Here is a 21,298-nt window from a genome sequence, read left to right as displayed (position 1 = left end):
ACCTGCATTGGAGTCCCGAGTTCTCCGGCACATCAGCAGGAATTGCTTCCGTGGCCCAGGCCCTGGAGCCCGCGCGCCCGATACAAGCTTCTCTCGGGCACAACCTTGACGGAGGTCAAAGACCCGACGTTTGAGGGCCATACACTTGTAAACGAACATTTGAACAAGACGCATAGGCCCTCCTTATATGAGTGAAGAATCCACCCTCCGCCCCCAACCCAAAGCCTTGCCGGAGGCCACCACCAGCCCCACCAAGAGCACCCCGCGCAAACCTGCAACACCCCGTCCGCGCCGCCCACGTACCGCCAAGGCGGCCCCGGTAAAGGCCGCCGAAGCCGAGATCAGCGCCATCAGCCAGAAGCCCATGGCCCTGCAGGTGGCCAGCGCGCCCCGCGGCTCCAACGAAGACAGCGTGTCGGCCGTGCTGCCGGGCAACTACCCGTACCGCAGCCGGATGCGCCGCGCCGAATACGAAAAAGCCAAGAACGAATTGCAGATCGAACTGCTCAAGGTGCAAAGCTGGGTCAAGGAAACCGGCCAGCGCATCGTGGTGCTGTTCGAAGGCCGTGACGCCGCCGGCAAGGGCGGCACCATCAAGCGCTTCATGGAGCACCTCAACCCTCGCGGCGCGCGGATCGTGGCCCTGGAAAAACCCTCGGAACAGGAAAAGGGCCAGTGGTACTTCCAGCGCTATATCCAGCACCTGCCCACTGCCGGGGAAATGGTCTTCTTCGACCGCTCCTGGTACAACCGCGCCGGGGTGGAACGGGTGATGGAGTTCTGCTCGCCCCTGCAATACCTGGAGTTCATGCGCCAGACCCCAGAGCTGGAACGCATGCTGTGCAACAGCGGCATCCTGATGTTCAAGTTCTGGTTCTCGGTGAACCGGGAAGAGCAGCTGCGACGCTTCATCTCCCGTCGGGACGATCCGCTCAAGCACTGGAAGCTCTCGCCCATCGACATCAAGTCCCTGGACAAGTGGGACGAGTACACCGCCGCCAAGCAGGCGATGTTCTTCCACACCGACACCGCCGATGCGCCGTGGACGGTGATCAAGTCCGACGACAAGAAACGCGCACGGATCAACTGCATCCGGCACTTCCTGCACGAGCTGGACTACCCGGGCAAGGACTTGAAAGTCGCCCATGCACCGGACCCGCTGCTGGTGGGCCGCGCTTCGCGGGTGGTGGAAGAGGATGATCGGACCCAGGCCCAGGCCGCGGCCGATGCCGGGGCGACGAGGCTGGCCTTGTCCGCCTGATTTACCGGCAAAAAAAACTGCGCGCAGGCCAGGCGGGTCTACGCGCAGAAAGTGGAGCGGAACAATAGCTTTGGCCGGGGCCTCAGGCGGCCTCGGTCACTGGCGCGACCTTCTCCGGCGGCTTGATCGAGCCGATGTACACCGCAAAGATGGTCAACAGCGCGCCGCTGATCTGCATCACCGAGCTGGCCTTGCCGAGGAACGCCACGTCGACGAAGTAGGTGATCACCGGCTCCAGCAACAGGATCAACCCCGCCAGCCCGAGGCTGATGGCGCCGATGGAACGGTTGACCAGCAACCAGCCGACAAACTGCACCATCACCCCATAGATGATCAGCATCACCAGGGTCTGGCCGTCGACGATCGCCAGGCTTTCACCCATGGCCAGGGCGTACACCAGCAGCACCAGCGCGGCCCACAGGCTCAGGTTGAGCATCTGTGCGATTTTGTCACCTCCGCCATCAGGCAACTGCGTGTTGACCTTGAGGAAGTACACACAGATGGCATAGGCCAGGCCCGACAGCACACCGTACACCACGCCCTTGATGCCTATCGCACTGGTCATTTCCGGCAGCAGCAACAGGTACAGGCCGACAAATGCCAGGGTGATGGAGATCAGGAAGTAGATCGACGGCTTCTCCTTGAGCAGGTACAGGCCCAGCAGGGTCATGAAGAACACCTGGCAGTTGGTCAGGATCGAGCCGATGCCCGGGCCGACGATGTAGATGCTCTGGTGCCAGAGCACCAGGTCGATGGCCAGGAACACCCCGGCCAGGGCCGTGTACAGCTGCGCCTTGGTGCTCTTGAGCAGCACCGGGATACGCCGCACCTTGAGCAGCAGGAAGAACAGGATCGAAGCAAACAGCATCCGGTAGAAGCCGGCACCGCCGGCACCGATGTTGGCAAAGGCCACGGCCAGCGCCGACAGGCTGAGCATCAGCCCGCCGATGGTCAGCTCGATGATGGCGCGGTTGGTATTAGTCGACATGCGCGACTCCATTAATGAACACCAGAGGATCGACGTCCTGGACCGGGTCACTCAAGGTGCCCTGCTCCAGCACTTGTTGCATGGCATCGAAGATGCTCGCCAGACCGGCCTGCAGCGTTTCACTGCTGATGGTCAGCGCCGGCATCAGCTTGAGCACCTGGTCCACCGGGCCGCAGCGCTCGATGATCAGGCGCCGGGCGAAACAGGCACGCATCACCCCGGCGGCCAGGGCCGGGTCATGGAACTCGATCCCGTAGAACAACCCACGCCCGCGCACATCCTTGATGTGCCCGCCAAAGCGCTCAGTGACCTCGCTTAACCATTCCCTGAGCTGCGCCTCGTTGGCCTGGATGTGCTTGACCAGGCGGTCATCGCTCCAGAACTCCTGCACCGTCTTGGTGGCGGCGACAAACGCCAGGCTGTTGCCGCGGAAGGTGCCGTTGTCCTCGCCAGGGGCCCACTGATCCAGCTCCGGGCGATGCAGCAACAGAGCGAACGGCAGGCCATAGCCGCTGAGGGACTTGGACAGGCAGACCATGTCCGGGGTGATGCCCGAGGGCTCGAAGCTGAAGAAGGTCCCGGTACGGCCACAGCCGGCCTGGATGTCATCGACGATCAGCAGAATGCCGTGCTCGGCGGTCAGTTGACGCAGGCGCTGCAGGAACTCTGCCGAGGCCACGTTGATTCCGCCTTCACCCTGGATGGTTTCCAGGATCACCGCCGCCGGAATGTCCATCCCCGAGCTGTTGTCCTTGAGCAGGCGCTCGAAGTACTCGATGGAATCGAGCCCCGAAAGGTAGCCATCGAAGGGCAGGCGAAACACATAAGGGTCGACCCCGGGCTGGCGGTTGTCACGATTGCCGGTCAGGCCCAGGGAGGTGTTGGACATCCCGTGGAAACCGTTGGTGAACGCCACGATGTGTCGGCGCCCGGTGATCTTGCGCGCCAGCTTGACCGCCGACTCCACCACGCTGGTGCCGGTGGGCGAGGTGAACTGCATTTTGTAGGACAGAGCCCGTGGCGCCAGGATGATCTTGCGGAAGTTGTAGATGAACTCCTGCTTGGCCCGGCTGTGCATGTCCAGGGCGGCCTGGATGCCGTCCCGTTGCAGGTAGTCGATGACCGCAGCCTTGACCGCCTTGGGATTGTGCCCGTAATTCACCGACCCGGCACAGCTGAGGAAGTCGATGTAGGCCTGGCCTTTCAGGTCATAGAGATAACTGCCCTGGGCCTGGTCGAAGACCACCGGAAAACTGCGGCAATAGCTGCGCGCCGAGGATTCCACATCAGCAAATACGCCCAACTCATCCATTTCTGAAATATCCATTACTGCCTGCTCACATAAAGGGGTCGAGGTTCAGGATTCGAGGTGACCGTGGTTCAGGCGATCTTTTCCGCCGCCTGGGCCAGGCCCAGTTGCTGGTTCAGCGAGTTGAAGATCTCCCTTGAGCGCAGCGACAGCAGGCTGAAAGAGCCGGCGTCACCGTAGCCATGGGAGGATTCGCACAGGCCATTGAGGTACAGCGCCGGCAAGTGACTGCCCTTGGCCGCTGCCAGGCTGTAGTCACGGCCGATGCGGATCACGCCCTGGGCATCGCAGTCCAGGTGCTCGGCCAGGTCCTTGAGGATCGCCGGGTAGCGCTCCTCCTGAGGGCCGGTGCCGAGGTTGCGGAAACCGGTGGCCAGGACAATGGCGTCCAGCCCGCCCAGTTCCTCGGTGATCTGGGTATGGGTGTTGAGCAGCGTCAGGCGATAGCCCTCGCCCTCCGGCGTACAGCCCTGGATATCGTTGAGGCCCTTGATGACCACCCGCTCACGGCCCTGCAACTTGTCCTCATACATGCCCACGTAGAGTTCCTTGATCACGTCGGCATCGGCAGCGGAATAGTTGGTGTAGTGCAAGTGGCGGTTGATGTTCTTCTTCGCCTCGGCGGAGCTGTTGTAGTACTGGTCGACAAAGGATGGGAAGTACACGTGCTCGCTGAACTGGCTGGTGTCCTTGAGGCGGAAACCGTAGCCGCGCTGCAGGTTGACGATTTCCAGGGTCGGGTAGGTGTGGCGCAGGTGCAGGATGATCTCGATGGCGCTCTGGCTGCCGCCGACCACCGCCACGCGCTTGAGCTCGCCCTTTTGCGCCAGCTGGGCCAGGCGCCCCAGGTATTGGGTGAGGTGGAACACCCGGTCCGGTGCGGCGTTGGCGAACACCTGCGGAATCACCGGGGTACGGCCCGGGGCCAGGACCACGGCACGCGCCTGGTACTGCACACCGGCCTGGGTGGTGATGGTGTAGAGGTTGCTCAGCGGGTCGACCTGGATCTGCGCCACGCTCTGGTTGTAGGCCACGTCCCGGGCGAAGAACCCGGCCACCCAGCGCACGTACTCGGCGAACTCGCTGCGCAGCGGGAACTCCAGGCCCAGGTTCAGGTGTTCGAACAGGCGATCGTTTTCGAACAGGAAATTGGTGAAGGTGTAGCGGCTGCGCGGGTTGCGCGGGGTCACCAGGTCGCGGCTCGGGTGATTCTGGATATCACTGCCGGACAGCATCATCTCCGGCTGCCATTGAGTGCTCGGGTGACGTTCGAGAAACAGCCGGGTTCCGGCAAACTCCATTTCTTCCATGGCGATGGCCAGGGCGATGTTTGCCGGGCCAAAACCAATGCCAATCACGTCGTAGATTTGCCCGTCACGGCCAACATCCTTGGCAGTCACTTTATGAACACTCATAAACTCCCCTCCCTGAAACAAAAGTCAGACTCGAAAAAGCAGAAAAAACACCAGGGTCTTTTCTGCCTTCAGTCAAAGATTCATTAATTTTTAGTTAGCGTTATTCGTTATAAGTAACTGGCTCTTTTCAAACTTCCGCTGCGGCCAACTTCAGCCACTTCTGCACGGGCGGATAAGCCAGAACTTGTTCGACATAAGCTTGCAGTTGCGCCGGTACTGCCACGCCATAACGGCGGAAGCGGAACACCACCGGTACGAACATCGCGTCGACAATGCCGAAGTCGCCGCACAGGAACTGCTTGGAGCCGCTGGCCTGGCGCAGGTTGTTCCAGATGGCGAAGATCCGCTGGATCTCTTCCTGGGTATCGGCGGTCAGCGGCTCGGGGGTATCGCCAGTGTTCAAGCCGAAGGACATCTGCGTGCGCAGGTTGACGAAACCCGAGTGCATCTCGGCCGCAGCGGCGCGGGCCTGAGCCTTGACCAGTGGGTCCTGGGGCCACAGGTTGGCCGACGGATAGGCCCCGGCAACGTACTCGCAGATGGCCAGACTGTCGTTGATCACCACCTTGTCCAGCAGCAGCGCCGGCACCTTGCCCGAGGGCGAATGGCGCAGGATCTGCTGACGGGTATCGTCCTGTTCCAGCTTGACCTGAATGGTCTCGAAGGAAACGTCTGCCGATACAAGAACCAGCCATGCACGCAATGACCATGAAGACTTTTTGTAATCGCCAATAACTAGTTTTGTAGGCATCACTTTCCCTAGCTTGCGTAATGAAATGGGTGCTAAATTTAGCGGCTCTGTTTTCCACCGTATTGCACAAAACTGGACAAACTCATGGATGAGCACGGACGCGGTAAAGTCCCCCAGAAAGACAAGGACTTCGTTCAGTTCTGGCGAATACCCGAAGGCGATTGCGAGTTGTTGTCCGCGCGTTACAGCAACCAGTCTTTCGGCAGGCACTCCCATGATCGTTATGCAGTCGGGGTTATAAGCAGCGGGGTGGAAAAACTGTTTTATCGCGGTGACTACTACTTGGGCAGTGCCGGTAGCGTGGTCACCATCACCCCTGGGGAAATTCATGACGGCTTGCCCGGGCATGACCAGGGCTGGATGTACCGCATGCTTTACCTGGACCCTGGCTGGGTCAACCGCACGATCTTCCAGGGACGCTTCGGCGCCGAGCACATCCATCTGTTCCAGAGTGCGTTGAACCTGGATCCGGGTTTTGCCCTGACATTCCTCCAGCAGCACCAGATCATCGAGAACTCCCCGCCCAGCCTGGAGCGCGAATCCATCCTCCTGGACCTGGTGACCCAGCTTTTCGAGCGCAGCGGCGCGCCCATTGCCGCCATTGCCAGCGCCGAACGCAGCGCGATCAAGTTCATCAAGAAAAAACTCGAAGACGAATACGCCCGGCACATTCCCCTGGAGGAACTGGCGCAGCTGGTGGACATGGACCCGCTGTACCTGATCCGTGTGTTCAAGAAGACCGTGGGCGTGTCGCCCCACAGCTATCAGATCCAGAAACGCGTGGCCCAGGTGCAGAACCTGCTGCGCACCGGATCCAGCCTGGCCGAAGCGTCCTTCAGCTGTGGCTTTTTCGACCAGAGCCACATGACCCGCGCCTTCAAGAAGGTGGTGGGCATCACCCCTGGCAGCTTCCGCAACAGCCGCGCTTGAATCGCGCGCCCCGCCTCCCCCTTTGAGCCTCAACCCAAGGACCGCTTCATGCCTACCGTTGCAACCCCGGAACTCACCCAACTGCCCGCTGGCGCCGTGGCTTTTCCCGACGCCCGTGACCTGTTCGTCGCCGATCAGCAGGAACTGGCCGAACACCTGCTGCCGCTGCTGTCCATCGATGCCAGCCTGATCAATCCCGAATGGTCCGGGCGCCTGCACCTGCTGAGCCCCATCGAGCCGTCCGAAGGGCTGGTGGGTCAGCTGACGGAAAACTGCGGCTTCGACACCGAGCTGCTCAAGACCAACTGGATCGGCCTGAAGCTCGAAGACGGCCGCTACCGCCTGTGCGGCGACCCACGCTACTTCTTCCTGCACCCGGACAATGCCCAACTGCCCGAGCCACCCTATAACGGGCGCGCCGACCTGCAGCGCCATTACGCCGAAGAACGCGCGGCCTATCAGGCAGCGCGCCAGCGCTATCAGGAACGCGGTTACCTGAGCTGGGCGCAGGATGCCGAGCAGCGCCTGACCTTTATCGATGAGATGGGTGGCGTGGCCGAAGGCTACGGCAACTGGGTGGAAACCGTAGAGTTCCCCATGGACATCGTCGAAGCCACCGACGACAGCGGCGACATCGATATCTGGCCCCTGAGCCCGGCGGGCCGGCGTTTCCAGCACGCCCTCAGCGTGCCGGCCAGCCACTACGGCATCAGCGGTGCCGACCTGATCGTGATGTTCTACGAGCCCGTGGAAGGGCTGGTGCTGTTCTGCTTCGACTGGTCCTGAGGCCAGGCTCCTGCTGAACCCCGCCTTGGCCGTTGCCGGCGGGGTCTACAGCGGCAACTCCACCCGGGCCTCCAGCCCCCCGCCTGCGCGGTTGAACAGGCGCAACTCACCGCCATGCTCACGCACGATCGCCCGGGCCGATGACAGCCCCAGGCCCACACCGCCTGTGCTCTTGTTGCGTGAGCTCTCCAGGCGGAAGAACGGCGTGAACACCTGTTCCAATGCCTGCGATGGAATGCCCGGTCCACGATCCAGCACCCGCACCCGCAGTTGATCCGGGCCCTGCTCCAGCAGGATCACCGGCTCGGCACCGTACTTGAGTGCGTTATCCAGCAGGTTGGTCATCACCCGCTTCAGTCCCAGGGGCCGGCCGCAATACACCAGGCGCGGCGGGCCGCTGAAAACGATCGGAATCGACTGGTCGCGGTAGTCGTCCACCAGGGTCTGCAGCAGCTCCGCCAGATCGAACTGGGTGGCCTGCTCCAGCCGCGCATCGTCGCGAAAGAACTCCAGGGCCGAGTTGATCATCGCCTGCATCTCATCGACATCGCGAAACAGCCGTTGCTGCTGATCCTCGTCCTCGATGAACTCCCCGCGCAAGCGCATGCGAGTCAAGGGCGTGCGCAGGTCATGGGAAATCGCCGCGAGCATCTGCGTGCGGTCCTTGATGAAGTGCTGCAACTGCGCCTGCATGGCGTTGAAGGCGAGGATCGCCTGGCGGATTTCATGGGGCCCCACCGGTTCGATGGGCGGTGCGCGAAAGTCCACGGCAAAGCGTCGGGCTCCCTGGGCGAACTGCTGCAGCGGCTTGGCCAGGCGCCGGGTGGCGATCAACGCCACCAGGCCGGTGGAGATCAGCACCAGGACAATCACGATCAGGTTCCGCGTGCCTTCCTCCAGCCCCCAACTGCGGGAAGCCGAGGAAAACATCAGCCAGGACTGATCGGTCAATTGCACCAGCAACGCGTAACGCCCGTCTGGGCCTGGCCAGTCGCTGGGCTGGTAGGCCTCGATGTGCCGCATGGGGGGTTGCAGCAAGGCACGAATGGCCTCCGATCCAGTGCCGTATTCCGGATCGTCCACCGGCGGCAGATAGAGCCCCTGGCGCTCCTGCTGCCAGGTGACGCCCAGGCGCTCGCTGCTGACCGCCGCCGCCAGCCGCGGGCGCTGCGCCGGCTCCGAGGCCTCGATCATGTGCACGATGGCGGAAGATTTTTCCAGCAGCCCGGTTTCCGCCAGCGGCGGATAGGCCCAGACCCCGGCCAACTGCACGAACAGCGCGTTGAAGGCCAGGGCGGTGAGCATCGCCATGATGATGGTCAGGGCGATCCAGCGCGCCACCGTGTCCCGCAGGCGGTAGCGCCACAAGGGCCTGATCAGTTTCATTGACGGCTCACGCTGGGGGTGAACAGGTAGCCGCCATTGCGCACGGTGCGAATCATCGCCGGGCGCTTGGTGTCGAACTCCAGCTTGCGCCGCAGGCGGCTGACCTGCACATCGATGCTGCGATCGAAGGCGTCATGGGCCTGGCCACGAGCCAGGTCGAGCAACTGCTCGCGAGTGAGGATGCGCTGCGGGTGCTCGACAAACACCAGCAGCAGGTCGAACTCCCCCGCCGACAACGGAATCATCACCTGGTCCGGGGAGCGCAATTCGCGGCGGGTCAGGTCCAGCTGCCAGTCGGCAAAGCGAATCAGCGGCCTGGGCAGCTCGCCGCTCACCGGCCGGTTTTCACCCGCACGGCGCAGCACTGCCCGCACCCGCGCCAGCAGCTCACGGGCATCGAACGGCTTGCTCAGGTAATCGTCGGCGCCCATCTCCAGGCCCACCACCCGGTCGCTCAACTCGCCCATGGCGGTCAGCATGATCACCGGTGTGGCGTAGCGCTGGCGCAAGCGCTGGCACAGGGTCAGGCCGTTGTCGCCGGGAAGCATCAGGTCAAGGATGATCAAGTCCGGCGCTTCGCGCTCCATGGCCGCCCACAGTGAAGCACCATCAGTGGCCACCGTGACCTGATAGCCCTGTTGGACAAAAAATTTCTTCAGCAGCGCGAGGACTTCAAGGTCGTCGTCCACGATCAAAAGACTGCTCACCAGAGGCATCACTTAAGAGGTTCAGGACAGGTTATTCAAAACCATTCGACGCACCCCGTCATTTATTTCAATACCGCAACAAACCTTCAACCACGCAATAAAGAGGAAATCTTTGCGCAAAATGCGCATGCCAGCATCGGCCTCCCCCTTTGGAGCCCTGCCGTTCATGCCCGTCCTCAACCGTCGCGCCGCCCTTGTCCGTCACACTGCCCTGCTGCTGAGTGCAGCCTATCTGGCGGGCTGCAGCAGCCCTCCCCCGCGCGAGGCCAGCCTCTGTGCCCCGGTCAGCGATGCGGTGCACGACCCGGCGCAATCCTTCAACCGCAGCGTGTTCGCCTTCAACCGCACCGTCGACGACTACGCCCTGGCCCCGGTTGCACGCGGCTACCGCCACCTGCCGGACTTCATGCAACAGGGCGTACACAACTTCGCGAGCAACTTCGGCGAGCCCAAGGTCTTCATCAACGATGTGCTGCAAGGTAATGCGCAGCGCTCGGTCAACACCCTCGGGCGCTTTGCCCTCAATACCACGGTGGGCGTGCTGGGGTTGATCAACGTGTCCGACCCGGCGGGCATCCCGCGCCACACCTCCGACTTCGGCCAGACCTTCGGCGTCTGGGGTATCGGCGACGGCCCCATCGTCGAACTGCCGCTGCTGGGCAACGGCAACAGCCGTGACTCGGTGGGCAAGGTGCTGAACCTGGTGGTCGACCCGTTCGGCGACCACAGCGACACCCTGCGCACCCTGAACACCGTGGCCCTGGTCGGCGGCACCATCGATGGCCGCGCCACCCTGCTGCCGCTCACCGACAGTTTGCAGCAACTGCCCGACTACTACGGCGCGATGCGCAGCGTCATTGCCGAACACCGCGCGGCCTTCGTGCGTGAAGGCCAGTTGGGCCTCACCGAACCCGCCAAACACCACTGCGAGGGCTCCACCCATGATGACTTCTGAACACCCGGCGCTGATCCTGCTGCAACGCGTGGCCAAACAGGGCGACAACGCCCTGCACTGCCGCGAAGTCAGCCTGCAGTTGTCGATCGATCAGCAGCACCTGATCCTCAGCCGCTACACCGAACGCTACAGCCCCGAAGGCCGGCACTGGGTGGAACGCAAGCACCGGGTCAGTGTGACGGAGCTGATGCGCTGGGTAATCGAGCAGGGAGAACCGCAGGCACTGATGCAGAGTACAGAACCGCGAAAGGCAATGGCCTAGGGATCAGCGTATCCAGGACGCCACCTGAATCCTGGCTTTCGAGCGGATAACTCTGAAAAAGCCACGATGAATCTGACCTGTATTGTTTTACGAAAATGCAGCGCCATGTCCTTTCTGTCACTCATTTCGGTGACCTGCCAAAGGAGATTCACAATGACTGCAATCACAGCAAAAGTGGGTGAAAAATGCCCGCAAGGTGGTACCTGGCATCCTGTTGGCAATACCCACGACACCCGCTCGATCGGCGTTAATAACATCATGCCTCCCACGCCTAATGGTGAAGCCCACTGGGTACTGCAAAAGGCCACTGGCGATCATTGATATCGAGTAGCTCCATCATGCTTTGCGCGCAAGCCCTCCCCCAGTTTCTGGCGGAGGGCTTTTTACCTGGCGAGGAATGTCCCGGTACGACGCTTCATTGCACGGGCACTCAATGCACCGTCGCCCCGGCCACCAGTTCCAGACCGCCGTTGATGACGAACTGCACGCCCATGCCCACCAGCAGAAAACCCACGACCCTGGAGATCGCATCGATCCCCGATTCGCCGAGCACCTTCATGATCTGCCCCGAGCAGCGCAGGGCCACCCAGAAGATCAGCGCCGTCAACAGGGTCACGGTGACCACCGCGCCGTGGATCACCCAGGGAATTTCACCGTAGGTCGATTGCAGGGTCGAGGCCGAACTGACAATCAAGGCAATGGTCCCGGGCCCGGCGGTGCCCGGCAGAGCCAGGGGCACGAAGGACAGGTCGCGGTAGTTGGGCAGGACCTTGTCCTGGTCCGACAGCAGGTCATGCTGCAGTGCGGTTTCATCAAGGTTGTTCTTGGGGAACAGCATGGTGAAGCCCAGGTAGGTCACGATCAGCCCACCGGCAATCCGCAACCCGGGAATGGAGATGCCGAACACCTTCATCACCAGGCTGCCACCGTAGAAACTCACCAGCATGATCAGCGCGACATACAGGCTGGCCTTGAAGATCTGCCGGTTGCGCTCTGCCACCGACAGGCTGGAACCCAGCCCCAGCAGCAGGGAAATGCTGGTCAGCGGGTTGGCCACCGGCAACACGGCCACCAGGCCGATTGCCACGTTATGCAGGTACTCATTCATCAACACACCCCAAGGCTCATGACGATCGAGCGCAGGTCGCCGTCGTCGTTCCAGTGTTTGCCCGTGCCCCGGCCGGACCTTGCAGGCGCAGCCGCAAGGCAGTCAGGACACGGCTGCGTTGCCGAATCCTAACTGAGACATTCTGTCGCATTGTTGCAAAAGCGGAGAAAGACTCTCACAAATCGTTAGCTAGCTAACGAAAAAACCGATTGTTAGACTCAGCGCCACGGCCTGACCACTGGCGCAAAGTATCAGGCTAGAGCCATTCCTGCGGTACTGCGAGGAAACCGGTGCAAACCGCTCCCGCATGCCCGAAGGGGCGACAGACCACCCACAACGCTCCACTGATGGCATGAGGAACACCATGGAACCTGGCAGCTATCAATTGACCATGAGCGTGCTCATGACCCCGGACAAGGCCAACTTCTCCGGCAATGTCCATGGCGGCGCCCTGCTCAAGATGCTCGACGAAGTGGCCTTTGCCTGCGCCAAGCGCTATGCCGGGCGCTACGTGGTGACCCTCTCGGTGGACCAGGTGATGTTCCGCGAACCGATCCGCATCGGCGAACTGGTGACCTTCCTCGCCTCGGTCAACTACACCGGACGCAGCTCCATGGAAGTCGGGCTCAAGGTGATGACCGAGAACATCCACGAACGCAGCGTGCGCCACACCAACAGCTGCTACTTCACCATGGTCGCGGTGGATGAAAACGGCACGCCGGTGCCGGTTCGCCCATTGACCCCGGAAACCGCCGTGGAAAAACGCCGCCATGCCAAGGCCCAGCAGCGGCGCCTGCAACGCCAGGAACTGCAGGCCCGCTACGACGCCCTGAAAACCCTTCCCGCCTGACATCCGCACCCGCCTGCGCGCCGCAGCCGCTCTGAACATGGCCCACCCACGCCACCGTGATAAGGAAACCCTGCATGAAACTGTCGTTATTGAGCCGTTACTCATGCTTCACCCTGTGCATTGTCCTGGCCCTCGGCGGCCTGCTGCTGGCCTCGCGTGTTCCCGGTTGGTGGCCGCTGACCCTGGTGGCCTCTGCCCTCAGCCTGCTGGGCCTGTATGACCTGCGCCAGACCCGGCACGCGGTGCGCCGCAACTACCCGGTGATCGGCAACATCCGCTACCTGGTGGAACGGGTGCGCCCGGAGCTGCGCCAGTACCTGCTCGAAGGCGATGACGAACAACTGCCCTTTTCCCGCACCCAGCGTTCACTGGTGTATGCCCGGGCCAAGAACCAGAGCGCGGAAAAAGCCTTCGGCACCCTGCGCGACGTGTACCAGACCGGCTTCGAATTCATCGGCCACTCCATGACCCCGGCCGAACCCCGCGACCCCATGGAGTTTCGCATCACCGTCGGCGGCCCGCAGTGCAGCCAGCCCTACAGCGCTTCGATCTTCAATATCTCGGCGATGAGCTTCGGCGCCCTCAGCGCCAACGCCATCCGCGCCCTGAACAAGGGCGCCAAGCTCGGCGGCTTCGCCCATGACACCGGCGAAGGCAGTATCAGCCCCTACCACCGCGAGCACGCCGGCGACCTGATCTGGGAACTGGGCAGCGGCTACTTCGGCTGCCGTGATGAGCAGGGGCGGTTTGATCCCGAACGCTTCACCACCCAGGCCCAGAGCCCCCAGGTGCGGATGATCGAGATCAAGCTCAGCCAAGGTGCCAAGCCCGGCCACGGCGGGATTCTGCCCAAGCACAAGGTCACCGCCGAAATCGCCAGCACCCGCGGCGTGTCCATGGACCAGGACTGTGTCTCGCCGGCTCGCCACAGCGAGTTCTCCACGCCCTTGGAACTGCTGCGCTTCGTCGCCCGGCTGCGCGAACTGTCCAGCGGCAAGCCGGTGGGCTTCAAGTTGTGCCTGGGCCAGCCCTGGGAATTCATGGCCATCGCCAAGGCCATGCTGCAGAGCGGGATCCTGCCGGACTTCATCGTGGTCGACGGCAGCGAAGGCGGTACCGGCGCCGCGCCCCGCGAATTCAGCGACAACATCGGCATGCCCCTGCGCGAAGGCTTGCTGTTTGTCCACAACACCCTGGTGGGCCTGAACCTGCGGGACAAGATTCGCCTGGGGGCCAGCGGCAAGATCATCAGCGCCTTCGACATCGCTGCGGTGCTGGCCCTGGGCGCCGACTGGGCCAACTCGGCGCGTGGCTTCATGTTCGCGGTGGGCTGCATCCAGTCCCAGTCCTGCCACACCAACAAATGCCCCACCGGGGTTGCCACCCAGGACCCGCTGCGCCAACAGGCACTGGTGGTGCCGGACAAGGCGGCGCGGGTCTACAACTTCCACCGCAACACCCTGATCGCCCTCTCGGAAATGATCGCCGCCGCCGGCCTGCAGCACCCTTGGCAACTGAATGCCGAACACCTGGTACGGCGAGTGAGCGACACCCAAGTGCGCCTCTACTCGCAGACCCACGTGTTCCTCAAGACCGGTGAATTGCTCAACGGCCGCTGCAGCAGCGAGTTCTACCTGCGCATGTGGGCAACAGCCCAGGCCGAAAGCTTCGAAGCCGCGCGGCCGGAGCAGCAACGGCAATTGCTGATTGAACCTGCAGAGACTGAAGTGGCGTGAGAGGTCGCGGGCAGCGCTGCGTGTAGGGTCAGGAGCCCAGGCACAGATCGTCCCACCACGGCCTTGCCCATCTCGCTGAAACAATGTGCGGACCCGGTATAACGATCATCCCGCTCCAGCGCCGCCTGCCGAGCCAGGTGCTTGGCCTGGAACAGCAACTGCAACACCTGCTCCAGAGCCTCGCGCAGCGGCACACCCGGATTGACCCGGAACAGTGGATGCGGGGCTTCGCCACAAGGCACGAAGCTGAGTCCTGATGGTCATTGCCCACCTGCGACGTGGGCCCGGGTGCAAAGGGTGGCGGGGTGAAGATACTGAGTCGAAACGTCCATGGAACAGCTCCTGTGCGAATCCGCCGGCAATCGGCAAGCGCCCCGCGAAGGGGCTTGCCGATCTTCTCGGGCTCGTCCTCAACGATGCGCTCGCGTATCACCTTGAGGATTCATCTCGCCTCTGCCGCTCCCAACGGCTTGAGATCTTGCTCGACTTCGGGGTGAAACCGGACACTCCAGAGCCAATACACGATTCTGTCAGTGGCGGCGATGACGGCCAGCGCCAATAAACAATCGGATACAAAAGCCCTGATCCAATGCTCACCGCCGACATTTCTTCAACATCGACCGCGCTACTATTGCGCCCCTTTCGAACCGCTAGAGTCCCCATTGCACATGCCCCTGACCACACCCGATGCCGCCCTGCCCGCTGTTCTCGCCGGTCCGCTGCTGCGCCGCCTGGAACCGACGCGGCTGGTGTTGTGGCTGGTGGGCTCGCGGCCGTTGGCGCTGACTCTGCGGCTGCAGCCTGCCGCTAGCCCGGCGCTGGACATCCCCCTCGACAGCCAGCAGTGCCAGGTCATCCCCGTGGGGCTGCAGGCCTTTGTCCACCTGATCGACGTGCCCCTGGACCACGCCCTGCCCCAGGACGTGGCGATTGCCTATGACCTGCTGCTCAGCGAGGCCGATGGGCGTGCCTGCGCCATGGCCGAGTGGGCGCCACACCTGCTCTACAACGGCAAGCGCCAGCCAGAGTTCGTGCTCCATAGCCGTATCGACAACCTGCTCCACGGTTCCTGCCGCAAGCCCCATCACCCGGCCAATGACGGCCTGCTCTGCGCCGACCGCCTGCTGGCGCAAACCGCCGAGCCTACGGCCCGCCCGGCATTGCTGATGATGAGCGGCGACCAGGTGTATGCCGATGACGTGGCCGGGCCGATGCTGCGGGCGATTCATGCCTTGATCGAGCGCCTGGGCCTGTTCGACGAACACCTGGAAGGCGCGGTGGTGGACAACAGCGCCGCGCTCTATCGGCATCGCGCCAGCTACTACCAGCGCGCCGAATTGCTCCCGGCCCTCAAGAGCAACGAAACCCTGCGCGAGCGGTTTTTTGGCGGGGTGAAAAAACCGATCTTCACCAGCAGCAATGCCGACAACCACCTGGTGACCTTCGCCGAAGTGCTGGCCATGTACCTGCTGGTCTGGTCGCCGCTGCCCTGGACCCTGATCACCCCCACACCGCCGCAACTGTCGCCGGAACAACAGGCACGCTACCGCAAGGAACAAGGGCATATCGACGCCTTCGTCAGCGGCCTGGGAGGTGTGGCCCGGGTCTGCGCGCACCTGTCATGCCTGATGATCTTCGACGACCACGACATCACCGATGACTGGAACCTCAGTGCCCAATGGGAGGAAACCGCCTACGGCCATCCGTTTTCCAAGCGCATCATCGGCAACGCCCTGCTGGCCTACCTGCTGTGCCAGGGCTGGGGCAACAACCCGGATGCCTTCGGCCCGCTGCTGGAACAGACCCGGGCCTTGAGCGCCACCGCGCACCACCGACAACAACTGGACTGCCGCGCCCAGGATGAATTGATCGACCAGCTACTGCGCTTCCAGCAATGGCACTACGTACTGCCCAGCACCCCGGCGCTGGTGGTACTGGACACCCGCACCCGACGCTGGCGCAGCGAGTTCAACCTGTCCCAGCCCTCGGGCCTGCTGGACTGGGAAGCCCTGAGCGAGTTGCAGCACGAACTGCTGGACCATCCCTCGGCGATCATCGTCTCCCCGGCGCCGATCTTCGGCGTCAAGCTGATCGAGACGGTGCAGAAAGTCTTCAGCTGGTGCGGCTACCCGCTGCTGGTGGACGCGGAAAACTGGATGGCCCACCGCGGTTCGGCCCAGGTGATCCTGAATATTTTCCGCCACTCGCGCACCCCGGGCAGCTACGTGATTCTCTCCGGCGATGTGCACTATTCCTTCGTCTACGAAGTACTGATCCGCCATCGCCAGGGCGGCCCGCGGATCTGGCAGATCACCAGCAGCGGCATCAAGAACGAGTTTCCCGCGGCGCTGCTGGAATGGTTCGACCGCCTCAACCGCTGGCTCTACTCGCCACGTTCGCCATTGAACTGGTTCACCAAGCGCCGGCGCATGAAGGTGATCCCCCATGTGCCCGAGCACGCGGAGGCCGGGGAGCGATTGTGGAACTCGGCGGGGATCGGTCAGGTGTTTTTCACCCCACAGGGTCAACCGGAAGCGATCTACCAACACAATGCCAATGGCACCCAGCCCACGCGGATGATTGCCCCGAGATAGAATCCACGGTCACCGGCAATCAGGAAGATGAGCCCATGGCAAAGCAACCACTGTTTCGCAAGGTCAACACTCGAACCCGAGGCGTATGGCACAAGCTTCACCCGCCCTACGCCCGGCAGCGCCACAGCAAATCCCTGGCCGCCAGCGAACACCTGCGCGCCAGCATGCACTCGGGAAAGCACTTGGGGCTGGACTACACGCCACTGTTTCGCTTTCTGCTGAGCCGGGTAGGCCAACCGTGGGATGCCGTATTCAGCGAAACAAAAAGCCGACTGGATCGGGAGGATCCGATTTTCTGGCTGGTCGCCCTGCATGAGCACCAACAGAAGGACTATGTGAGGATCGGCGGCTACAGTTTCTTCAGCGGCTTGTACGTCGATGCCCAGGGCCGACTGCAGAAGGTCGACCCCGATCTGCACGCAGCGACCATGAGTCCTGATTGCCGCTGCTGCACCCATACCTTGAATGGGATCCCGTTCGGCCAACCCTGTTAGCCTCCTCAAGGAGCCCAGCCCGCCATGCCTTGCAGCCCGATCACTGGGCAACAGCTTGCCGATATCCGCTACGCGCTGTCGGACGCCTTTGTCGATAACGAGGTGGACTACGCCCATATTGCCCGGCAAACCCAGGCCTACGACCGGGCGCTAGTGCAGCGCATCCTGTACGACGAAGTGGCGCCGGTGTGCTACGGCAACCTGATGGCGGTGATCCCGGAGGTCTGGATGGGCTTCGATCGCGACTCGTTGCTGGAAGACATCGAGCAGCGCCTGGAGCGCCGACGCAACAGCCGTGTGCAAGCGTTGCGCGACCGTCTGTTCATCCGCTGGATCCGCTTTCGTGGCGCCTATATCTGGGAGCAGATCTGCCGGCACTACGAGCGCTGAACAGCTTACCTTGAGTCGTTCAACCGGGCATCGGCGGAACAGTAGTCACTGGGCTTGAGGCCCACCTGCCCCGGCTGCATTCGTCCCTGGTCGTCGATCTTGCGCAGCAGCGCCGTGCACATGCCGTCCTGGAGAAACACCATCTGATAGGTAGCGCCAGGCTCAGGGATGAAGGTCACGCTCTGTTCGCACACGGCCCTGTAGTCCCGGTTCATTCCCGGCTCGGTGTTGTAGAACTGGAAAGCAAAGGGACGATTGGCCGGGAGCCGCAGTTCGTTGGCGCCAAAACCCTCCTGGCGACGCATGCGGTCGGTCTCGGCCGTCATCGCAATGCCCAGGTTGCGAAAGTTGGGGTTAGCGATGCCTCGGTGAGGCCTGACCATCAGCCCCGAGCCGGGCTTGCGCCAGTCGATGCAGTCGCTGTCGGGCACGCCACGCACCAGCCCCTGGGCAACGATACGGATAAGCGCGGTATCCGCAGCAGCGGCCGGCCCCCGGTAACTCACGGCGGTGGCCTTGAGAGTCGAGAAGTAGGTGCAACCACCCAGCCCCAGGGTCAGGCCCAGCAACAAAAGCGAGTGAAACCTCATGATTCATCCTTGATGGGTCGACTGCGAAGGGAGTCGGGACAATGCAAAAAATGGCAATCTTACAGCAGCCCAACAGGACGACCGGAGATTTTTCTCCACCCCTTTACCCGGCCCGCAAGGAGCACTGATGCAAACCGACTGGCAGCAAATCCGCGACATGATGAACACGGTGATCGACAGCTGCGAACAGATCGAAAACTCCGGCTATGGCGAGGCATATCGCTCGGCCAGGGTCTCGATCGACGGGCGCGACTATTCAGTCCATGAGTTCCTGATCAGCGCCTGGACCCTGCCGGAAAACATTCGCTACCAGATCATCCAGGAACGCCACGATCAGGGCGCCTCACTGCCCTATGTACCCGAGTCTGCACGGGCGCTGGTGGCCATGGCCCAGGCCTGCGCCGAGTTGATCGGTGCCGGTGAGAAGGCACCGGCGCAACAGGCGATCAAGGGGATGAACCATTGGTACCGCCAGTACGCCGTCCCCCATATCAGGTCAGCGCTCGAGCAGGCAAAAAAACACGGCGCCTGATCACTGGCAGCCTGGGCTCGCTCTACCTTCATAACCCCAGGCCATGTTTCCGACAGCCATCTCCCAAGAACCTTCTCAGGTCCTTGGGAGCGGTGAACGCCGGGCTCGCTCACGCCGCCGACAGTGGCTAGCGGCGGCAGTGAAGCCCCTCAGTAGCGCGCATCCACCGGACGCCCGCCGTTAGGCCAGTCCTTGACCTTGTCGGGGAAGTCCGGACGCGGTTGGTGGGAGAAGTACTCGGCCACATCCAGGGCTTCCTGGTCCGAGAGGCCGCCCTGGCCCAGGGGGAATTTTTCGTGGAAGCCAATGGGCATGTTGCGTTTGACGAAGGCTGCCGCGGTGTAGGTGCGGGCCATGCCGGCGCCGATGTTGAACGACTGGTCGCCCCACAGCGGCGGGAAGATCAGGCTGCCGTCGGCGCGCTTGAGGCCTTCGCCATCGGCACCGTGGCACACCGCGCATTGCTTGGCGTACACCTGCTTGCCGTTGTCGGCATTGGGCTTGAGGGCCGGGTCGATCTTGCCCACGCCGCGTCCGGCGACCTTGTCTTCGGGGCGGGTGTTCATCTTCATCCACTCGAAGTAGGCGACCATGGCTTGCATGTCGGCACCGTTCACCGGCAGCGGCTTGCCGTGCATGGAGCGGCGGAAGCAGCCGTTGATGCGCTCTTCCAGGGTGATGGTCTTGCCCGCCCGCGGCGCGTAGCCGGGGAAGAACGCCGAGACACCGACAAAGGGTGAGCCGTCGGCCACGGTGCCGGCGTTGAGGTGGCAGCTGGTGCAATTCAGCGAGTTGCCGACGTTGTCCGGCAGCAGGGCCTTGGTCTCCAGGTGCAGGCGCATGCCGCGCACCACCTGTTCGGCGTTCGGCGCGGCCAGCAGGTTGGCCAGGCGCGGGGTTTCGAACAGGGTGCTTTCCACTTGCGGGCTCAGCTGCGCACGCATTTTCTTCACCTGCGCGGCAGTGATGGCCGAACCGTTGTTGCCCCAGCTGCTGCGCACAAAACTGAGGATCTCGGCGATCTCGCCATCCGCCAGTTGGGCGAAGCCGGGCATGGTGTAGACCCGTGGATGGGCAGCGGTCTGAGCGGTCTGCCAGCCGGTCAGGGTAATGTGCAGCAACGAGGTCGGGTTGGCCGAGGCCACGCTGGGGTTGCCCGCCAGGGACGGGAACATCTGCGGCACACCGGCACCGTCCTGGCGATGGCAGTCGGAGCAGAACTGCGCATAACCCAGGCCGCCACGGGAGGTGAACAGGTTGTTCGGTGGCGCCGTCGGGGTCAGGGCCACGGCGGGCATGGGCAGGTCATCCTTGCCCGCCGGCAGCGACTTGAGATAGGCGGCGATGGCGGTCAGGTCGGCATCGGTGAAGTGCTGGGTGCTGTGGTGGATCACATCGGCCATGTTGCCGGACACCGTGGCAAAGCGGTTCTGCCCGGTCTTGAGCAGTTGTACCGTGTCTTCCACAGTCCACAGGTTACGCAGGCTCAGGGCCCGCCACTCTTCCACGGTCTCGCCGGCCAGGTAGTGCTGACCGCCGGACTCGGTGTCGCTCATGGCCTTCTCCTGGAAGGCAATGCCCCGCGGGGTATGGCAGGAGCCACAGTGGCCCAGGCCCTGGACCAGGTAGGCACCGCGATTGAGCTGCTCATCCTTGTTCGGGTCGGCCTTGAACGGCTGCTTGTCGACGAACACCAGGTTCCAGAACCACAGGCCCCAGCGCTGGTTGAAGGGGAACCCCATGTCGGCTTCCAGGTTGCCCTGGGCCACGGGCTCCACGCCGTGCATCAGGTAGGCGTAGAGCGCGCGCATGTCTTCTTCGGTCATCTTGGCGTAGGACGGATACGGCATGGCCGGGTACAAATGGCTGCCGTTCGGGGTCACGCCTTCACGCATCGCACGATCGAATGCGTCGAAGCTGTAGTTGCCGATACCGGTGTCCTTATCCGGCGTGATGTTGCTGGAGTAGATGGTGCCCATGGGCGTCTTCAACTCCAGACCACCGGCCATGGTGGCTCCGCCCTTGGCGGTGTGACAGGCAATGCAGTCGCCGAGCTGGGCCACATACTGGCCACGCTGGATCAAGTCGGAATCAGGGCTGGCAGTTGCCGGGGTCGGCTCACTGCCTTGGGCGGGATGTATGCAAAGCAACGCGGCGCCCAGCAGGCACAGGCGGGACAAAGATAAAGCCATCAGGTTATTCCTTTAAAATCCGCCTGGGGTGGTCCCCTCGGCCGATGTCCACAAAGGTTTTT

The 21,298-nt window shown here is 62.8% G+C and carries 22 protein-coding genes; 12 read left to right on the top strand and 10 right to left on the bottom strand.

The genetic code is table 11. The features are described 5' to 3' along the window. Positions 1 to 364: 364 nt before the first annotated feature. Positions 365 to 1,261: a polyphosphate kinase 2 gene (ppk2, locus tag U873_RS0117860; RefSeq protein WP_177330286.1), complete on the top strand. Its 897-nt coding sequence runs from the start codon at positions 365 to 367 to the stop codon at positions 1,259 to 1,261. An 82-nt stretch (positions 1,262 to 1,343) separates the two neighbouring features. Here the strand turns inward: ppk2 and U873_RS0117855 are convergent, their stop codons facing one another. The 4 genes from U873_RS0117855 to U873_RS0117840 form a co-directional block, all read right to left on the bottom strand. Continuing rightward, a complete protein-coding gene (locus U873_RS0117855) occupies positions 1,344 to 2,249 on the bottom strand; it encodes a DMT family transporter (RefSeq protein ID WP_025129539.1) in 906 nt (301 codons plus the stop codon). Then, positions 2,239 to 3,561: a diaminobutyrate--2-oxoglutarate transaminase gene (ectB, locus tag U873_RS0117850; protein ID WP_025129538.1), complete on the bottom strand. Its 1,323-nt coding sequence runs from the start codon at positions 3,559 to 3,561 to the stop codon at positions 2,239 to 2,241. Before ectB ends, U873_RS0117855 begins: the two co-directional genes overlap by 11 nt. Positions 3,562 to 3,629: 68 nt before the next feature. After that, positions 3,630 to 4,973, bottom strand: a complete 1,344-nt coding sequence (locus tag U873_RS0117845; RefSeq protein WP_025129537.1) for a SidA/IucD/PvdA family monooxygenase — start codon at positions 4,971 to 4,973, stop codon at positions 3,630 to 3,632. Between the two features lie 127 nt (positions 4,974 to 5,100). Next, positions 5,101 to 5,724 (bottom strand): glutathione S-transferase family protein, encoded by a 624-nt coding sequence (locus U873_RS0117840; RefSeq protein ID WP_025129536.1) that lies wholly within the window; start codon positions 5,722 to 5,724, stop codon positions 5,101 to 5,103. An 84-nt stretch (positions 5,725 to 5,808) separates the two neighbouring features. Here U873_RS0117840 and U873_RS0117835 point away from each other — a divergent pair, with 84 nt between their 5' ends. Then, positions 5,809 to 6,654: an AraC family transcriptional regulator gene (locus tag U873_RS0117835; RefSeq protein ID WP_025129535.1), complete on the top strand. Its 846-nt coding sequence runs from the start codon at positions 5,809 to 5,811 to the stop codon at positions 6,652 to 6,654. 48 nt (positions 6,655 to 6,702) lie between these two features. After that, on the top strand, positions 6,703 to 7,440 hold the full coding sequence (locus U873_RS0117830; RefSeq protein ID WP_025129534.1) for a hypothetical protein: 738 nt from the start codon (positions 6,703 to 6,705) through the stop codon (positions 7,438 to 7,440). A 45-nt stretch (positions 7,441 to 7,485) separates the two neighbouring features. On the opposite strand, the gene U873_RS0117825 is transcribed toward U873_RS0117830, so the two are convergent. Both U873_RS0117825 and U873_RS0117820 read right to left on the bottom strand, forming a co-directional pair. Next, a complete protein-coding gene (locus U873_RS0117825) occupies positions 7,486 to 8,826 on the bottom strand; it encodes a cell wall metabolism sensor histidine kinase WalK (RefSeq protein ID WP_025129533.1) in 1,341 nt (446 codons plus the stop codon). Continuing rightward, entirely contained in the window at positions 8,823 to 9,533 is a 711-nt protein-coding gene (locus U873_RS0117820) for a response regulator (RefSeq protein ID WP_025129532.1), read from the bottom strand. The genes U873_RS0117825 and U873_RS0117820 overlap by 4 nt, the downstream gene beginning before the upstream one ends. A gap of 166 nt (positions 9,534 to 9,699) precedes the next feature. Between U873_RS0117820 and U873_RS0117815 the strand changes: the two genes are divergently transcribed. The 3 genes from U873_RS0117815 to U873_RS36705 all read left to right on the top strand — a co-directional run bounded on the left by U873_RS0117815 (position 9,700) and on the right by U873_RS36705 (position 11,071). Further along, complete coding sequence (locus U873_RS0117815; RefSeq protein ID WP_025129531.1) at positions 9,700 to 10,488, top strand: VacJ family lipoprotein; 789 nt, start codon at positions 9,700 to 9,702, stop codon at positions 10,486 to 10,488. Then, positions 10,475 to 10,750, top strand: coding sequence for a hypothetical protein (locus U873_RS0117810; protein WP_025129530.1), 276 nt, complete (start codon positions 10,475 to 10,477; stop codon positions 10,748 to 10,750). Before U873_RS0117815 ends, U873_RS0117810 begins: the two co-directional genes overlap by 14 nt. Positions 10,751 to 10,903: 153 nt before the next feature. Next, positions 10,904 to 11,071, top strand: a complete 168-nt coding sequence (locus U873_RS36705) for a hypothetical protein (protein WP_157838099.1) — start codon at positions 10,904 to 10,906, stop codon at positions 11,069 to 11,071. 109 nt (positions 11,072 to 11,180) lie between these two features. Here U873_RS36705 and U873_RS0117805 read toward each other — a convergent pair whose 3' ends face one another. Then, a complete protein-coding gene (locus U873_RS0117805) occupies positions 11,181 to 11,858 on the bottom strand; it encodes a MarC family NAAT transporter (RefSeq protein WP_025129529.1) in 678 nt (225 codons plus the stop codon). A 364-nt stretch (positions 11,859 to 12,222) separates the two neighbouring features. Between U873_RS0117805 and U873_RS0117800 the strand changes: the two genes are divergently transcribed. Continuing rightward, positions 12,223 to 12,708, top strand: a complete 486-nt coding sequence (locus U873_RS0117800) for an acyl-CoA thioesterase (RefSeq protein ID WP_025129528.1) — start codon at positions 12,223 to 12,225, stop codon at positions 12,706 to 12,708. A 74-nt stretch (positions 12,709 to 12,782) separates the two neighbouring features. Further along, positions 12,783 to 14,444 carry an FMN-binding glutamate synthase family protein gene (locus U873_RS0117795; RefSeq protein WP_025129527.1) on the top strand — a complete coding sequence of 554 codons (1,662 nt, stop codon included), beginning with the start codon at positions 12,783 to 12,785 and terminating at the stop codon, positions 14,442 to 14,444. On the opposite strand, the gene U873_RS37600 is transcribed toward U873_RS0117795, so the two are convergent. Continuing rightward, entirely contained in the window at positions 14,339 to 14,638 is a 300-nt protein-coding gene (locus U873_RS37600; protein WP_371261316.1) for a DUF3077 domain-containing protein, read from the bottom strand. The two genes, U873_RS0117795 and U873_RS37600, sit on opposite strands and share 106 nt — an antisense overlap. Before the next feature lie 474 nt (positions 14,639 to 15,112). Here U873_RS37600 and U873_RS0117785 point away from each other — a divergent pair, with 474 nt between their 5' ends. From U873_RS0117785 to U873_RS0117775, 3 genes are read left to right on the top strand one after another with little or no spacing between them, the layout of a single operon-like run. Then, positions 15,113 to 17,038, top strand: coding sequence for an alkaline phosphatase D family protein (locus tag U873_RS0117785; protein ID WP_025129526.1), 1,926 nt, complete (start codon positions 15,113 to 15,115; stop codon positions 17,036 to 17,038). Positions 17,039 to 17,073: 35 nt separating this feature from the next. After that, positions 17,074 to 17,532, top strand: a complete 459-nt coding sequence (locus tag U873_RS0117780; RefSeq protein WP_025129525.1) for a hypothetical protein — start codon at positions 17,074 to 17,076, stop codon at positions 17,530 to 17,532. Between the two features lie 24 nt (positions 17,533 to 17,556). Beyond that, on the top strand, positions 17,557 to 17,922 hold the full coding sequence (locus tag U873_RS0117775; RefSeq protein WP_025129524.1) for a hypothetical protein: 366 nt from the start codon (positions 17,557 to 17,559) through the stop codon (positions 17,920 to 17,922). Positions 17,923 to 17,927: 5 nt separating this feature from the next. On the opposite strand, the gene U873_RS0117770 is transcribed toward U873_RS0117775, so the two are convergent. Further along, positions 17,928 to 18,512, bottom strand: coding sequence for a hypothetical protein (locus tag U873_RS0117770; protein WP_025129523.1), 585 nt, complete (start codon positions 18,510 to 18,512; stop codon positions 17,928 to 17,930). Between the two features lie 127 nt (positions 18,513 to 18,639). Here U873_RS0117770 and U873_RS0117765 point away from each other — a divergent pair, with 127 nt between their 5' ends. Then, positions 18,640 to 19,044: a hypothetical protein gene (locus U873_RS0117765; RefSeq protein ID WP_025129522.1), complete on the top strand. Its 405-nt coding sequence runs from the start codon at positions 18,640 to 18,642 to the stop codon at positions 19,042 to 19,044. A 149-nt stretch (positions 19,045 to 19,193) separates the two neighbouring features. On the opposite strand, the gene U873_RS0117760 is transcribed toward U873_RS0117765, so the two are convergent. Further along, positions 19,194 to 21,236 carry a c-type cytochrome gene (locus U873_RS0117760; protein WP_025129521.1) on the bottom strand — a complete coding sequence of 681 codons (2,043 nt, stop codon included), beginning with the start codon at positions 21,234 to 21,236 and terminating at the stop codon, positions 19,194 to 19,196. Positions 21,237 to 21,298: the final 62 nt, after the last annotated feature.

Origin of the sequence: Pseudomonas sp. PH1b, from assembly GCF_000633395.1 — a bacterium.
Taxonomy (GTDB): Bacteria; Pseudomonadota; Gammaproteobacteria; order Pseudomonadales; family Pseudomonadaceae; genus Aquipseudomonas.
The sequence above is the reverse complement of the archived record's forward strand: the minus strand, read 5'-3'. Positions and strand labels throughout refer to the sequence as shown.